Raw genomic sequence first — 15,134 nt, forward strand, 5'->3', positions numbered from 1 at the left:
TTAGTTATCGTACCAATACGAATCAGGAAAATCAATTTGTATTTATTACCTGGTTCTAATATCTAATATTATTAGTTAATATTAGATTAAATTCATTTTTATAAATCCACCATCTCATCAGGTCGTATATCCTTACTTTGATTGAACATTCGTTCCAAAAGGATTTCAGGTTTCTTCTCAACAATAAGCAAGTCTACATTCGCTTGCGGCATAAATCCTGCCTGTGCCGCTTTTTTTAATAAATCATTTAATGGATCATAGTAATTTAACACATTCAATGCACCTATTGGTTTTTTATGGATGCCAATTTGGGCCCAGCACATCACTTCTAATAACTCTTCAAACGTGCCGATGCCTCCAGGTAGAGCAATATACCCATCCGCAAGATCTGACATCAGTGCTTTTCGTTCGTGCATCGTTTCCGTTTCATGAAATTCGGTTAATAGTGGGTGAACTTTTTCCTTAGAAAATAGGTTCGTCGGCATGACACCGGTCACTTTACCACCATACTGTAAAACACTGTCGGCGATTCTCCCCATTAATCCAATTTTCGAACCACCATACACTAATTCAATCTTTTGCTTTGCTAAAATTTGTCCTAATTGAGCTGCTCCTTGCTCAAATTCCGGACTCGCCCCTGCATTTGAACCTGCAAACACACATATCTTTTTCATCGTGTCTCTCCTAATCCAATAATCTTTTCTAAATTATATTGTACCATTCTGAGCAACTTAACATAGAGAGGACATTTGATTAGAACTACTAATTTTTATAAGGCCATTAAACCATTTTCGCTCCAAGCATGTACTTGATTAAAGGACAATGACAAATTACGATAATCGTTTAGAATAGAACCATTATTAAAGTGTAAAAAAATTATGCTTATGATACGCTGTTAAAGAGCAAATTAACATTAAAGGAGTTTTCAACGATGTCTAGATCCAATCAAGATCAAGAAAAGCAGCTAACAGAAAAGAAGAAAATCAATCTCCAAGATGCGATCAAACAACAGCTTGCCAATAAAAAGAAGAATCAAGGATTAGGAAATTTAAGCACTCACGCTTCGAGCCAGCCGAAAAAGATGAAAAGCCAGCAAACGAAAAAGATTAATAATCAACGGAAGCGGATGGGTACGTAATGAACGGACAAAACCGTAGTGCCATCTCACCAGGCCTTGAAGTTAATATTGTCTTGAAACAGGATCAACGAACAGGAAAATTAACAAACGGTATCGTAAAAGATATATTAACGAAATCAAGCTTTCATCCTCACGGGATAAAAGTTCGCCTTCAAAGCGGCGCTGTTGGCCGAGTTAAAGAAGTCCTGAATCCTCAAAAATAAACCAATTACTGCAAAACAAAAGCCAGGCACCTCCATTACACGTTTGGAGAGCCTGGCTTTTATGCTTTTGTAATCCTTCAATTATAATTTAAATTCTGGCACCTATTCTACATAGTTTAATGTTAAAACCGCCAATACTTTTGTTGTATGAATCAGATCTTCAATTTCCATAAACTCATCATAACCGTGTAAGTTATTATGGTTCGTACCTGGCCCAAAGTTAATTCCAGGAATCCCATTGTTAATAAACCAACGTGTATCGGATTGTCCTAACATCCCTACGACTGGTAAAGTTTCTCCTTTTACTTCACGGCTTGCCTTTTGAATTTCTTCAATTAGTGGAGAGTCCTCCCCTGTAACAGTTGGCTCTGTTTGAAAGTCTAGTATTCTTTCTATTTCAATATCCATATCTTCGTCTTCTCGCTCTAATTGATCGATCATCGTCTGGACACGATTGTAAATATCACCTAACGAATGTTCTGGAATCACGCGAAAATCAACTTCTATTTCACACGAATCAGGAACAACATTAATTTTGGTTCCACCATTAATCACACCAATATTTACGGTTGTATACTTCATGCCTTTAATAGTTGACGGTTGAGTCATAAGGCTTTCTTGTAGCTCAGTTAACCCTTGTATGACCTTCCCCATTTTTTCAACCGCATTTTTCCCTCGCCATTTAAATCCCGCATGTGCAGGAATGCCTTTCGAAATGATTTTTAATTGCAGTACACCTGCCATCGCTCGAACAATTTGGTTACTATAACCTTCTACAATGGCCATGTCTCCCTTAACGAGCTGATTATTCGTAACATATCCGGCACCGAGTACTCCACCTGTTTCTTCATCACACGTAGCTGCTATTGTTATATCTCCGCTAAATGGTAGATTAGCTCTTTTTAGAGCAAGTGCAGCCATTATATATGCCGTTAATCTCCCTTTTGAATCAGTAGCCCCCCGACCATAAATACGGCCACCTGCAACCTTTCCAGAAAACGGTGGATACGTCCATTTGTCTGGATTACCTGCAGGTACTGTATCAATATGACTATTAAAAATTAAATGTTTCCCACCACCTGAACCTCTAAGGGTAGCGATTACATTTTTGCGACGTGTAGTATGTCCAGCCTTTTTAGATAGTTCCTCAGGTACTTCAATTAACTCTACCTCAAACCCGAATTTTGACAACTCTGTGCAAAGAAATTCTGTTATTTCATCATAATTACCCGGTGGATTTTCACTCGGGATTTGAATTAACTTTTGTAAAAAGGATACAACTTCTTCACGCAACTCTTCAATAGTACTACTAACGATTTCTGTTTTCATACGAGTTCCTCCCAAATTTGTATAAGTGAATTATCATTTACTAAATCAAAAATAAAAACTCTATTCCCAAACGATATATCTAAGTAGAAAACGTGTTTGAACTTCAAGTTCATGCTCTAAGATTCCAAAACAGAACAATATGCCAATAACTAAAGCTAGCATGGATGAACCAATAATCTTTCATCATTAAGTCTCAAATGTAATGCTAGGCGGAGCCACTATTCCAAAACCGGATCCTTCATTAATTGATATAGAAACCTTATTCGGAATTGTTCCAAACGGATCATCTGTCAGATAAAACGGGCCTACCAATTCATGTGCATACCGTTCTGTTAGTAAGGTTGCAAAATGAAGGTTAGCATATGTACCTAGCCAGGAATCCCAAGGACTAATGACCACACAATCAATCCCTGCAGCATCGGCCATACTCACAATTTTTAGTGCAGGTGTAATCCCACCCGTTTTAATCAATTTAATGGCAAAAAGATCGACTGCCTCTTCCTTAATCAACGTCAAAGCTTGGTGTGGGCTATATAAGCTTTCATCTGCCATAACTGGAATCGGGGACCCTTGTCTAACTTGTTTTAAACCTGCTATATCCCATTCTCGTACAGGTGGTTCTATATAATCAATAGAGTATGGAGCAATTTTGTTTATAACATGTAAAGCAGTTTTCACATCAAAACCTTGATTAGCATCGACTCTTATTCTTACGTCCGGACCTAAAGCATCTCGAATAGCTTTAACTGAAGAAATATCCTTTTCGGGTGTCGTTCCTACTTTTATCTTAAATGTGGAAAACCCCATGTTTCGTTTTTCTTCAGCCTTAATGATCATTTGGTCAATAGGTTCATCACCTAATACATAGGCTAACTCTAGATTTTTCTTTTTCGTACCCCCTAGTAATTTGTAAACAGGTATATTTAAGGATTTTCCTTTTAGGTCCCACAATGCTAAATCAATTGCCGATTTGGCCGCACTTGCTTTCCCAAGCACCCTATTCATAACCTTATGGATTTCATCAAGCTCAAATATCTCTTGCCCAATAATAGCTGGCCCAAGTTCTTTATCCACCGCTACTTTCATAATCTCAACTGTTTCACCTGTAAACATAGGTAAAGGGGAGGCTTCACCAAATCCAGCCACTCCCTTATCTGTTGTAATTTTCACGATGAGATGTGGATGAGAAGACGGTATTTTCCCATAGGTTGTATGAAATGATTCCATAAAACGTGTTTCAATGATTTGTGTCTCCACTTTATTAATCTTCATTTTAATACTCCCTCCTCTTAGTGCCCGCTTTGAGGCTTGTATCTTTTAAATTAAAACCTATCGCCGATACTTTTATTATTTAAATAAAAGGGAGTATAGAACCCAACCGTTCACTCCTAACCAAGCTAGAATATTATAAAAACAATTAAGCCAGTAGAGTTACTGACCTGATTTTAAATTCATAGATAATTGAGATTTGTTTGTGTGAATCCTGTGAAGAACTTCTAAATTTTCAATAGACATCTCACGTTTTCCATCTTCAATTTCTACAATCATTTTTAGTGTTGCCTTGGTTAATTCCATATTAAGACCTGCTAGCTCCCCTTCTTCAATTACTGGTGTTAAATGATCTGGAACCTCTGTTTTTCTTTTTCTTACTGCAAGATCACGCCAAATCCCTGTCTTTGTTTTGGTATACGTTCGTAAGCGTGAAACAAGTTTATTAAATTGATCATCTATATAATTATGGTTTCTATTTTCGATTGGAAAAACAAGTTCAGGACACCAGTCGTCAAAACCCTCAGGGCTTATTCCCTTAGATTCTGCAACTGCTAGAACTTCTGCAGCAAGATCACAGAATAATAGACGATGTCTAGGTAAATCTAGTAAATCTGCAATGGTTTCATTGGTTAAAGCTGTAGCCGTTAAAATAGTTCCGTACGCTATTTTTCCCCACAAATATCCGTTAATGTTATCTGTAGACTTGGCATTTCCCCATAGTGATAAAATTTCTACTAAATTTTCTACTCGTTTTGAGATCGATCTATCTATCTCACCGATATATACACTTCCAATCCCGCCATAATTAATTTCACCTGGTTTCATATAATCTGCAAATAAGTTCACAAAGCACCCTACAGTCCGCTCTTTACCAATTAGGCTTGCGATGACTGACTCACACAGTCCATTTTGAAATGATACAACCATAGATTGAGGGCTTAATAGATGCATAAAGCTTTGAACGGCTGCCTTCGTATACTGAGCCTTTACACAAAGAAAAACGACATCTAGTGGCTCCCCTTTTTCTATTAATTCATCTACTGTATAAGCATCAACTGCAACCGTAAAGGGATCTTCCTGCATGTTTATTTTTAGACCATTGCTCCTCATTTCCTTGACATGATCTTCTGCAATATCAACAAAGGTAACTTGTTGTCCACCTTTAACTAAATAAGCACCAATTACTCCTCCAATAGCACCTGCTCCAAAAATCGTGATGTTCATCCTAATATCCTCCCCAATTTATCCGTTAATAGCCCATCTCATAAACGCCAGACATTTTTAAATCAACACCCAGTTCGACAGCAGCTTCTTTGGCCCAATAAGGACTCCTTAACATACCTTTACCGATGCAGACCAAATCCGCGCGTTCTTCTTGAATTACAGCTTCTGCAACATGTGGATTTTCTAACTTCCCAACAGAAATTACAGGTACTCCTAATTCTTTTTTATATAACTCTGCATACTTAACCTGATATCCAGGATATACGTGCGGCCTTGTCGGGCAATCCCCACCCGTACTAATATCAAACATGTCAACTCCTGCTTTCACAAATTGTTCAGATAGAGCTAACATTTCTTCGGGTTGATAACCACCTTCACTATATTCAACAGCTGACACTCTTAGAATTAAGGGCATATCCTTTGGCATTTCCCGTTTAACAGCACGAATTATTTCAAGCGGAAATTTTCCATAATCCCCATATTCGTCGTCTCTTTTATTACTAGCTGGTGACATAAATTGGTGTAATAAATACCCATGCGCGCCATGCAATTCAATGGTATCAAATCCTGCTAGGACAGCTCTCCTTGTACCCTGAGCAAATTTTTCAATAATGTCTTCAATTTCACCTTTTTCTAAGGCACGTGGGACAGGATTTTTTTCTGAAAAAGGAATGGCGGATGGAGCGACGATATCCCCACCTTCAATAACCGATTTCCTCCCAGCATGTGCAATTTGCATTCCAATCTTCGCCTCATATTTATGCACGTCATCCACAATTTTCTTAAAGGCCTCTGCTTGCTCATCATTATAGATGCCTAAGCAGTTTTCAGTAATCCTGCCACGAGATTCCACGTCCGTCATTTCAGTTAAAATTAAGCCCGTTCCCCCTATTGCCCGTGAGACAAGGTGAACAAAGTGCCAATTTTCAGGGACACCTTCACGTTCAAAAGCTTGATATTGACACATGGGAGAAAGGACGATTCGGTTTTTCAAGGATAAATTTTTTTCGTTAAAAGAATCAAAAAGACCTGGCATGCTATTAAATCCCCCTTAACATGTTTTCTTCTTTAGATGATTTTTAGCTTGCTGTACAAGCTCAAATGCATTTTTTATTGTATAATTCACTTGATTAACATTTCTTTTTAATTCTGTTTTTAATTGATAGTATTCGTCACTACCTTTCTCAGCTGCAGCAAGTTGACCTACTTTTCCTAACAATGGTAGAGGTGCTTGTTTCATAGCTAAATCATGCTGAAATGGATTTCCATTTACATAATTTAAAGGAACAAGTAATTTAGAAAGACGTTTAATCATTTGATTTACCTTAGAAATATCTTGTTCAGTCATTTCATTTTGAATAAACTGATTGAACGCTTCTACCTCTTCTTCAAGTTGAGTAATCCGGTCAATAGATCGTGTAAAACTTAGTTCCTGACCAGCAAGTTGCTGATAATGAAGGAGAATATCCTTTAGTTCCTGTACTGCAGCTAATTGATTAATAGGATACAGCTGTTCAGAACAAGCTTGATAAACGATAGATACATAAATCTTACAATCTCTTTCTAAATTCTCCGGATCAATTTTATCCACCGTATCTTCTGTTGTATGCCACCACCAGCCAAAGCCACCACCTTTTCCTGCACCAAACAATTGCGAGAATGCTTCAGAGGCAGGGTCGTCAGATTGTGGTTGTTCGGATAATCCCATAAATAAGGATGGCACACCTGGCCCCCAGAAAGATTGATCTCCTGCACGGCCAAAGCGAGATCCTTCATAATCCACATTCGTTATCACTTTAATGGATTTAGCAGCAAGGTCTTTCGTCTCTGCCATACAATTACCCTCAGATAAAATAGTGGCACCTTTCCCACCAACAGAGTCAATGTTGATATGCATTACGCAATGGTCATGTAACTCCTCCCAATGCTCATCACAATACCAGGCAGATCCTGCATAACGGCCATGAGAGTGACCTGACCAAAAAGCTAAACGCAGCGTACGCTTTAACTTATCGCGATGTTGCCCTAAAATGCGAGCCACTTCGATCATCGCAGCATCTGCACTTCCGTTATCCATGGCTCCATAATGCCAAGAATCGATATGTCCACTAAATAGCACAAAATCATCAGATTGTTCCTGCCCTTTAATTTCTGCGGTTAAAAGCGGAATCTTCCTCCAACCCGTATCGACTTCTGTTTTTAATGAAACGGTTGTATTTTCATGCTCTGCGATCAATTGTTTAATTTTATTTCCATTACCATAGTTAACAGATGCAACAGGAATTTTCGGTAGTAAGTTGACGTTTTCTGTAGTTGGATTCCCCCAAACAGGTGAAACAATCATTTCATGCGTATGCTTCGCATTGATAAATACCGTCGCAAGGGCACCAGCCTGTTGCGCTTTTGCAACTGCACCTGGGATGGCTAATCCGTCTAGCAATGCCACTTTACCTCTGACATCAATCGTTTGATAATCTGGGCTGATTGCCTTTCCAACATAGACGAGCTCACCGTCAATTCCATCAACGGGTGTAGGAGTTGAGAGAGTGTGTGTGATACAAGCAAAAGACTGATTGTTCACCGACAACTCAGCGTTGCCGGGTAAACTTATATATGCATCGCTAAAGATTAAAGAAGTTTCCACACCAAACTCCTCTAACTTACTTTGGACATATTTAAAGGATCGCAATTCCTCTTCTGTTCCAGATAGGCGCACTTCTTTCGCTATATTTTTTGTGTACTCCATAAGATTATCTTTATTAACCTCATTGATTAACATTTGTTGAACAGAATCTAGCGTTTGAGCCATTTTGTTTTTCCTCCTTTACATTGTTTTGTGAGAGATCCATTAACAACATTGCAACAAGCGCACTTCGTCGTGTCATTTCTGCTATTATTAGATGTTCGTGAGAGGCATGGGCACCATCTCCTACAGCACCAAGTCCATCTATTGTAGGTGCAAATGGGGCCGTAAAATTACCATCGCTGCCTCCACCCGTCTCCTTTTCTTGTAAATCGATGTCGAGATACTTCTTTGCCAATCCTTGTGCCCTCTTATACAGTTGAACTACTTCCTCTGTTCGTTCAAGTGGCGGGCGGTTTATACCACCAGAGATATGAACTTCTACACCATCCATAAAGGATTCAATACTGTTGATAAGGGGAACAATTCGAGCAAACTCTTTTTCTGTTTTTACTCGTAAGTCTATTTCCGCATTTGCTTTAGCAGCGACCACATTAGAAGTTGTGCCTCCTTCCATTTTGCCAACGTTTACGGTCGTTCCTTTTTCAAAGTCTGTTAAACTATGTAAATACGAAACTTGTTTTGCCATCTCTTCAATGGCACTTCGTCCTTTTTCAGGATCAACTCCTGCATGAGCAGGCTTTCCTTTTATCTCAAGTTGAAACATACCTACACCTTTACGAGCTGTTTTTATTGCTCCTTCCGTTGTCATTCCAGGCTCAAGAACAAAAACATATTCGCTATAACCCGCTTCTTTTTCAATAAGCTCTCGTGATGTAGGACTACCAATCTCCTCATCTGAAGTAAACAAAAAGACAACTTTGTGTAATAAAGGTCTAGCTAATTGATTTAGGGCATGAAGGGCAAATAAGCCTTGGACCAGCCCACCCTTCATATCAAAGACACCCGGCCCAAAAGCCTTTCCATCTTTAATAGTGAAAGGCATGGTTTCTATGGTCCCCTTTGGCCAAACCGTGTCGAAATGGGCTAACAATAGGATTTGTTTTTCCCCTTCTCCCCATTCTCCACGGATATGGTTTCCAAAAGGCTGATTAAGAATAATTGATGATTGACCACCTGTTAATTGTTCAAAAAGGCCTGCAACCTTTTGACTAATTTGATCAGTTAAATCCTTATCTCGGGATGGAGACTCCATCTCAACCAACTCCCGAAGAACTTCTATCATTTCTTCTTCTTTTTCTTTTATAAACTGAACAACCTCATTCATTTTCCATCACCTTTTTCGACTTAGATTGAAAAACTCTTCCTGCCGAATATCCACCATCAACAAGGAGCGTTTGCCCTGTTACAAAGCTTGATTGATTTGTAGCAAAATACATAACACCCTCTGCAATTTCTTCAAGTAATGCAGTACGGTTCATTGGGGAATACGATAGTTTTTCTTTATGTTCTGCTTTTGCCTCTTCTGTCGTTAATGTTTCAAGCAATGTTTCGGTTTCGACTAAACCAGGGCCTAAAGCATTTACACGAATGCCATAGGAAGCCCACTCTAAGGAAAGGACTTGCGTTAGTATTTTCACCGCTGCCTTAGAAGAACAGTAATGGGCAACACCTGGTCTAGCTACCTCACTAGCTGTAGAAGTGATATTTACAATTCTTCCACCTGTATTTTGCTCGATCATTTGTTTGGCAGCTTCCTGACAAAAGAAAAATGTAGCTTTAAGGTTTAAGTCTAGGACACGGTCCCAATCTCCCTCTGTAATTTGAATTGCTGGAATGGAAGGATAGATCCCTGCGCAATTAACAAGTACATTCAATTGGCCAAACTGATAAACAACCTTTTCTATAATTGTTGGAATTTCTTTTATAGAAGATAGATCAGCAGTATATAGAGTAACTTTATCTTGTCCGTATTTTTGCTTAAAGACTTCAGATGTCTCTGATAATCTATCTTTATTACTATCTACTAATAGGACAGATGCGCCAGATTGTAAAAAGCGCTCAGCAATTCCTTTCCCAATTCCTGAAGCACTGCCCGTTACAATAGCTACTTCTCCTTTTAAACGACCATCCATGTGATTCCCCCCTTGAATAGTTTGAATACTAATCCTTTCGCTTTAAAACTTTTGGCGTACTTGATTTCTTGCTAGAAATCCCTTACTAGTCACTTCAGACATACAGCAGCTTATGCATTGTTTCCATAAAAAGACAACTTTTTAAAAGCTCTTAAGCTAAGAGAAAAGACAAGGCCAACAAAATAAGGCTAACTCTGTTGGCACTGTCTTTCATTTTTAATTAAGAAGCAATTTCCTTTTTATCCTTATCCTTTCCAAAGAATGGATCAAGAGAGGATTGAGGTACTGGTTTCGTCAGCTTACTAACGACAACTAATAAAATAATTGAAACAAGTACGCCTGGGATAACTTCATTTAGCCCCCACGGCTTCCCTATCACATACCAAAGTGTAACGGTAGCTATTCCACCTAACATGGAAGCTAAGGCACCACTCTTTGTTGCACGTTTCCAGTTTAGTCCGATTACCACTACAGCAAAGAAAAAGCTTGCTACTAAAGAGGCTTGGAGCATAACGATAAACTGTACCATATCGAATGGGTTTAGAGCGAAGTATAACGGAATTAAAGCTAATATAAATACCGCTATACGGTTGACTAACATTTTTTGTTTATCTGTTGCATTAGGCTTTATAACACCGAATATATCATGCGATATACCTGAGCTTGAAACAATCATAACCCCCGATACCGTACTCATGATAGCTGATAAAATAGCGACCATAAGTAACGCCCCTACTAATGGTGGTAGAACATTAATCGCCATGATTGGAGAAGCACTGTCGCCGTTTCCTAATACTGGGAATAGGGAGCGCATTGCCATTCCACCAAGGGCTACAGAAATACCGACAATTGCTTGTAAGATAAACGAGAATCCAATTGCAAGACGCACTGTTTTCTTACTCTTCATCGTGTACATTCTCGCTAATTCATAAGGTGCAACTGCCATTGATAAACCAAAAGCAAGTCCGAAACCAAGAAGGTCCTTAAATCCAAATGACCAGCCTGTGATTGTTGGATCAAGTTCTGTTAAGAAATTTCCAACGTAAGCAAAGCCCCCACCTTGTGAGAATAATAGTGGAATAGCTGCGAAGAAACACCCTGCCATAATAATCGCCTGAACAAAGTCACTATATGTAGTCGCCTTCATTCCACCTTTCATTGTATAAATCGTTGTTATTCCAATTGTGATAAAAGCTCCCCATACAACCGGTATACCAAAAATGGTTTGTAATAGAACGCCGCCCGCTACATATTGTCCGACAAGATAAACAGTATAAGCGACTATAATTAAAAGCGCTGCAATTACTTTTGCTGCTTTACTGTTATAACGTTTTTCTACATAATCAGGAACCGTTACCCCTTTAAACTGTTGAAACTTTGGAGCAACAAAAATAGCTGATACTAACCAACCTGCCCATAACCCGGGCCAGAACCACATAAAGCTTGCCCCTGTCAAATAGTGGACACCAATTGTACCAACAAACGTTCCGGCACTCATTTGGGTTGCTGCTAACGCTGCACCACCAACTAAGGCACCAATTGAACGACCCGCAACTAAATGCGATTCACTTGTCTTATTCCCTTTACCTGCCCAAAATCCAATCGATAAGATCACGATAAAATAACCGGCAACAACATAATAGAAAACTGGACTTATCTCAAACATGATTTGCCTCCTTTGTCGTTTTTAAGCGATTAATTCCCTTCCTCTTCTTCTTTTGCATTTTCTTTAATTGCCCAAATAAAGTAACCTGAAATAAATATGACAGCATAAAGAACTAATCCCCAAAAGCTAAAGCCAAATCCCATACTTATGCCACCCCCTGTACATTTTTGCGTTCCGCTCTGAACCACACTGATATTACACTAACTAATAAAATAAAAATGAGAGCAGATGCCACATTGTGAGAGTTAAACAAAGCTGTAGGTGAAGAACCGTATTTATAATTCACATGGCTCGGCATGTTCAACAAGTGATTTTCTACGGTATTCCCCTCCACGTTATAAACGATAGGAAATGAACCTTTGTGTATAAACTGTCCTTCGGGGGCTGTAAACTTTATCGTTACTACGTTTTTTTCACCCTCTGATGCGTACAACGGTACAACAAGTGGTGTATAGTATGACCCGTCTGGACGATTTACTGAATACGTTATGGTGTAAGTTAACGCATCAACCGATTGTTCTGGTACAGGTAGAGCTATCTTATCTAAAAATTCGCCTGAGTTCGTTTCTACCTCCAGTACTTCTCCATTCGACTCAAATGTTAGATCGTTAACAACGACCCTATCTTTTTTTGAAAAAGTGTGCTGTAACTTTTCATTCCCTGGATTGGCAACATGAATGACTTCTTTCACCTCGAACTGCGTTTCAGATACGGCTTCAATCGTAACATCAGCAGAATTAAGTATTGGCTTACTACTTTCCGCCGCCAATGCTCCTGATGTCATCGAAAGAGTTAAAACGATAATTAGAATTAACAAGATCTTTTTCAATTTTATCCCCTCCATTTTTAAGTGAAATTTTATTATATTTTTTATATTCAGATAATTGAATATAAAAAAAATGATAATTAATCTAATTCTTTATTCGTTTTGACGCCCCAATCGTAAGACTGTTTATAGATTTCAAGAATCATAGATGTATCGATTAATTCAATGCCGTCAATTTTACTGATTTCCTCTTTGATGATCCGATAGAGATCTTGATTTGAATCTGTAATGGCCTCGGCATAGAGATCAAAAGCCCCCGTAGCGGCTGCCACAAAGCGAATCTCCGGGATCGCCACAAGAGCTTGGGAAACCTCTTCAAGTTTATTTAACTTTACTTTAAGTCCAAACATGGTTACTGTCGGCATTCCTGTTTTAAACGGATCTACGACCCCTACGATTTTAATTAGTTTATTATCTATTAATCGTTGAACGCGATTTCTAACCGTTCCAACTGTAATTCCTAGATCTTCAGCTAAATCTGTATATGATCTACGACCATCTATTTGGAGTGCCTGAATAATAGCTTTATCAATATCATCTATTACTTTTAATAAATCTTGTGGCTGTGTCTTCGCCATATCGATTGCTCCTTCACTTTAATAATATTTTTATATTGTTTTATATTAAACTGATTTTTTTGTAATTTCAATAGGTGTTTTTTAATTTTTTTTTAAAAACTAACATTTTTTTTGAAAAAAATATAATTAAATTGATAGTTTTCAATAAATATTGTAAAAATAAAATTCTGATAGACTACTAATTACTACTTTTAAATTTTTTGACTCGACAAAAATATAAATAAATGTCGTATATTTTTAAACCATCCAGTGTTTTTGTTATTTGTTTCGCCTAATCAAAACCTTTAATAACGATAAAATGTGTCCAAAGTACATTAAAGGAATATTGTACTGGAGACACAAATAATAAATAAAACAATAAACCAATTACTGCAAAACAAAAGCCAGGCACCTCCATTACACGTTTGGAGAGCCTGGCTTTTATGCTTTTGTAATCCTTCAATTATAATTTAAACGAGCTTTTCAACGAGACAATCAAATTAAAAACAAGTTGTTCTGATGTCGTATGTTTCGGATCGACATTAAAGTATCCATGGCGGAAAAATTGAAACTTATCATTCGCCTTCGCTTCACTCATATTCGGTTCGACGAAGCCTTTTAATATTTCTAAAGAATTCGGATTTACGTGGTCTAAGAACGTTTTTCCTTCTTCTTTTTCCTCATCTAAAATCAAAGGGTTATACAGTCTGAACTCAGCTGGTTTCGCATTCGCTGCCTCCACCCAATGAAGTGTCCCTTTTACTTTACGCCCTGTAAAGCCTGTACCACTCTTCGTTTCAGGATCATACGTACAACGAAGTTCAACGACATTACCATTGTCATCTTTGATCACTTCTTCACACTTAATAAAGTAGGCATGCTTTAAGCGAACTTCGTTACCTGGGAACAAGCGAAAATATTTTTTCGGTGGATTTTCCATGAAATCCTCTTGTTCAATGTAAATTTCACGTGAAAACGGAATTTGTCGTGTACCCATCTCTGGATTTTCAGGATTAATTTCCGCATCAAGCATTTCAACTTGACCTTCAGGATAGTTTGTAATGACGACTTTTAGCGGTTTAAGAACGGCCATTGTCCGCGGTGCCTTCAATTTCAAATCTTCACGTACGAAATGCTCAAGCATTTGAACATCAACCGTACTATAGCTTCTTGCTACTCCGATCTCGCGACAGAAGTTGCGAATCGATTCTGGTGTAAATCCTCTTCGTCTCAAACCAGAAATTGTCGGCATACGCGGGTCATCCCAGCCATCGACCACTTTTTCATCGACCAATTGCTTCAAATTTCGTTTACTCATGATCGTATTCGTTAAGTTTAAGCGAGCAAACTCAATTTGCTTCGGAGTGGCTTCCATTTCACACTGTTCGACGACCCAATTATATAACGGACGATGATCTTCAAACTCAAGCGTACAAATTGAATGCGTCACTCCTTCAATCGCATCACCAAGCGGATGAGCAAAATCATACATTGGGTAAATACACCACTTGTCACCTGTATTATGATGTGTCGCATGTGAAATACGATATAGTACAGGATCTCGCATGTTTAAATTCGGAGAGGACATATCAATTTTCGCTCGTAACACTTTTTCACCGTTACCAAACTCGCCATTTTTCATGCGCTCAAACAAATCGAGATTTTCCTCTACCGTCCGGTTTCGATGTGGACTTTCTTTTCCCGGTTCAGTCAAAGTCCCTCTGTAGGCTCTAATTTCTTCAGCCGACAAATCATCGACATACGCCAATCCTTTTTTAATAAGAAGAATGGCCCGTTCATACATTTCATTAAAATAATCAGAAGCATAGAAGAGTCCATCCCAGTCATACCCTAACCAAGTGACATCTTCCTTAATCGAATCAACAAATTCTTGGTCTTCCTTTAACGGGTTCGTGTCGTCAAACCGCAAATTGGTTTTCCCTTTAAATTCATCAGCTAGCTCAAAGTTTAAAACGATTGATTTTGCATGTCCAATATGTAAGTATCCATTTGGTTCTGGAGGAAACCGAGTCACTACCTCATCGTTTCTTCCCTCCTTCAAATCCTCATTCACAATATGTTTAATAAAGTTTGACGAATTATTTGTACTCTCCATCCACCTCAACCTCTCTATTTTCAC

General features: G+C 38.4%; 14 protein-coding genes. 2 read left to right on the forward strand and 12 right to left on the reverse strand.

Annotation, left to right across the window (positions count from 1 at the left end):
- Window positions 1–98: 98 nt before the first annotated feature.
- A complete protein-coding gene (locus tag J0N78_RS12710; protein WP_209123470.1) occupies window positions 99–674 on the reverse strand; it encodes an LOG family protein in 576 nt (191 codons plus the stop codon).
- Window positions 675–931: 257 nt separating this feature from the next.
- On the opposite strand from J0N78_RS12710, the gene J0N78_RS12715 reads away from it, so the two are divergent.
- Window positions 932–1,138: a hypothetical protein gene (locus J0N78_RS12715; protein ID WP_209123471.1), complete on the forward strand. Its 207-nt coding sequence runs from the start codon at window positions 932–934 to the stop codon at window positions 1,136–1,138.
- Window positions 1,138–1,341 (forward strand): YwbE family protein, encoded by a 204-nt coding sequence (locus tag J0N78_RS12720; protein WP_209123472.1) that lies wholly within the window; start codon window positions 1,138–1,140, stop codon window positions 1,339–1,341. The genes J0N78_RS12715 and J0N78_RS12720 overlap by 1 nt, the downstream gene beginning before the upstream one ends.
- A gap of 102 nt (window positions 1,342–1,443) precedes the next feature.
- On the opposite strand, the gene J0N78_RS12725 is transcribed toward J0N78_RS12720, so the two are convergent.
- The 11 genes from J0N78_RS12725 to J0N78_RS12775 all read right to left on the reverse strand — a co-directional run bounded on the left by J0N78_RS12725 (window position 1,444) and on the right by J0N78_RS12775 (window position 15,110).
- Window positions 1,444–2,670 (reverse strand): M20 family metallopeptidase, encoded by a 1,227-nt coding sequence (locus tag J0N78_RS12725; RefSeq protein ID WP_209123473.1) that lies wholly within the window; start codon window positions 2,668–2,670, stop codon window positions 1,444–1,446.
- 186 nt (window positions 2,671–2,856) lie between these two features.
- Window positions 2,857–3,942: a mandelate racemase/muconate lactonizing enzyme family protein gene (locus J0N78_RS12730; RefSeq protein WP_209123474.1), complete on the reverse strand. Its 1,086-nt coding sequence runs from the start codon at window positions 3,940–3,942 to the stop codon at window positions 2,857–2,859.
- 159 nt (window positions 3,943–4,101) lie between these two features.
- Window positions 4,102–5,166, reverse strand: a complete 1,065-nt coding sequence (locus J0N78_RS12735) for a ketopantoate reductase family protein (RefSeq protein ID WP_209123475.1) — start codon at window positions 5,164–5,166, stop codon at window positions 4,102–4,104.
- A gap of 25 nt (window positions 5,167–5,191) precedes the next feature.
- On the reverse strand, window positions 5,192–6,202 hold the full coding sequence (locus tag J0N78_RS12740; protein ID WP_209123476.1) for an NADH:flavin oxidoreductase/NADH oxidase: 1,011 nt from the start codon (window positions 6,200–6,202) through the stop codon (window positions 5,192–5,194).
- A gap of 15 nt (window positions 6,203–6,217) precedes the next feature.
- Window positions 6,218–7,975, reverse strand: coding sequence for a M28 family peptidase (locus tag J0N78_RS12745; protein WP_209123477.1), 1,758 nt, complete (start codon window positions 7,973–7,975; stop codon window positions 6,218–6,220).
- Complete coding sequence (locus J0N78_RS12750; protein WP_209123478.1) at window positions 7,932–9,137, reverse strand: M20 family metallopeptidase; 1,206 nt, start codon at window positions 9,135–9,137, stop codon at window positions 7,932–7,934. Before J0N78_RS12750 ends, J0N78_RS12745 begins: the two co-directional genes overlap by 44 nt.
- A complete protein-coding gene (locus tag J0N78_RS12755) occupies window positions 9,130–9,945 on the reverse strand; it encodes an SDR family NAD(P)-dependent oxidoreductase (protein WP_209123479.1) in 816 nt (271 codons plus the stop codon). Before J0N78_RS12755 ends, J0N78_RS12750 begins: the two co-directional genes overlap by 8 nt.
- A gap of 220 nt (window positions 9,946–10,165) precedes the next feature.
- Window positions 10,166–11,611 (reverse strand): sodium:solute symporter family protein, encoded by a 1,446-nt coding sequence (locus J0N78_RS12760; RefSeq protein ID WP_209123480.1) that lies wholly within the window; start codon window positions 11,609–11,611, stop codon window positions 10,166–10,168.
- A 145-nt stretch (window positions 11,612–11,756) separates the two neighbouring features.
- Window positions 11,757–12,440 (reverse strand): hypothetical protein, encoded by a 684-nt coding sequence (locus tag J0N78_RS12765; RefSeq protein WP_209123481.1) that lies wholly within the window; start codon window positions 12,438–12,440, stop codon window positions 11,757–11,759.
- Between the two features lie 77 nt (window positions 12,441–12,517).
- A complete protein-coding gene (locus tag J0N78_RS12770; RefSeq protein WP_209123482.1) occupies window positions 12,518–13,015 on the reverse strand; it encodes an Lrp/AsnC family transcriptional regulator in 498 nt (165 codons plus the stop codon).
- A gap of 442 nt (window positions 13,016–13,457) precedes the next feature.
- Window positions 13,458–15,110, reverse strand: a complete 1,653-nt coding sequence (locus J0N78_RS12775) for a glutamine--tRNA ligase/YqeY domain fusion protein (RefSeq protein WP_209123483.1) — start codon at window positions 15,108–15,110, stop codon at window positions 13,458–13,460.
- Window positions 15,111–15,134 lie beyond the last annotated feature (24 nt).

Source organism: Alkalihalobacillus sp. BA299, from assembly GCF_017745675.1.
Classification (GTDB): Bacteria; Bacillota; Bacilli; order Bacillales; family Bacillaceae_F; genus Alkalihalobacterium.

What these genes read in the sequence shown, in the direction of transcription:
- J0N78_RS12710 (WP_209123470.1), bottom strand. Translation starts at nt 674, where the DNA reads ATGAAAAAGATATGTGTGTTTGCAGGTTCAAATGCAGGGGCGAGTCCG.
- J0N78_RS12715 (WP_209123471.1), top strand. Translation starts at nt 932, where the DNA reads ATGTCTAGATCCAATCAAGATCAAGAAAAGCAGCTAACAGAAAAGAAG.
- J0N78_RS12720 (WP_209123472.1), top strand. Translation starts at nt 1,138, where the DNA reads ATGAACGGACAAAACCGTAGTGCCATCTCACCAGGCCTTGAAGTTAAT.
- J0N78_RS12725 (WP_209123473.1), bottom strand. Translation starts at nt 2,670, where the DNA reads ATGAAAACAGAAATCGTTAGTAGTACTATTGAAGAGTTGCGTGAAGAA.
- J0N78_RS12730 (WP_209123474.1), bottom strand. Translation starts at nt 3,942, where the DNA reads ATGAAGATTAATAAAGTGGAGACACAAATCATTGAAACACGTTTTATG.
- J0N78_RS12735 (WP_209123475.1), bottom strand. Translation starts at nt 5,166, where the DNA reads ATGAACATCACGATTTTTGGAGCAGGTGCTATTGGAGGAGTAATTGGT.
- J0N78_RS12740 (WP_209123476.1), bottom strand. Translation starts at nt 6,202, where the DNA reads ATGCCAGGTCTTTTTGATTCTTTTAACGAAAAAAATTTATCCTTGAAA.
- J0N78_RS12745 (WP_209123477.1), bottom strand. Translation starts at nt 7,975, where the DNA reads ATGGCTCAAACGCTAGATTCTGTTCAACAAATGTTAATCAATGAGGTT.
- J0N78_RS12750 (WP_209123478.1), bottom strand. Translation starts at nt 9,137, where the DNA reads ATGAATGAGGTTGTTCAGTTTATAAAAGAAAAAGAAGAAGAAATGATA.
- J0N78_RS12755 (WP_209123479.1), bottom strand. Translation starts at nt 9,945, where the DNA reads ATGGATGGTCGTTTAAAAGGAGAAGTAGCTATTGTAACGGGCAGTGCT.
- J0N78_RS12760 (WP_209123480.1), bottom strand. Translation starts at nt 11,611, where the DNA reads ATGTTTGAGATAAGTCCAGTTTTCTATTATGTTGTTGCCGGTTATTTT.
- J0N78_RS12770 (WP_209123482.1), bottom strand. Translation starts at nt 13,015, where the DNA reads ATGGCGAAGACACAGCCACAAGATTTATTAAAAGTAATAGATGATATT.
- J0N78_RS12775 (WP_209123483.1), bottom strand. Translation starts at nt 15,110, where the DNA reads ATGGAGAGTACAAATAATTCGTCAAACTTTATTAAACATATTGTGAAT.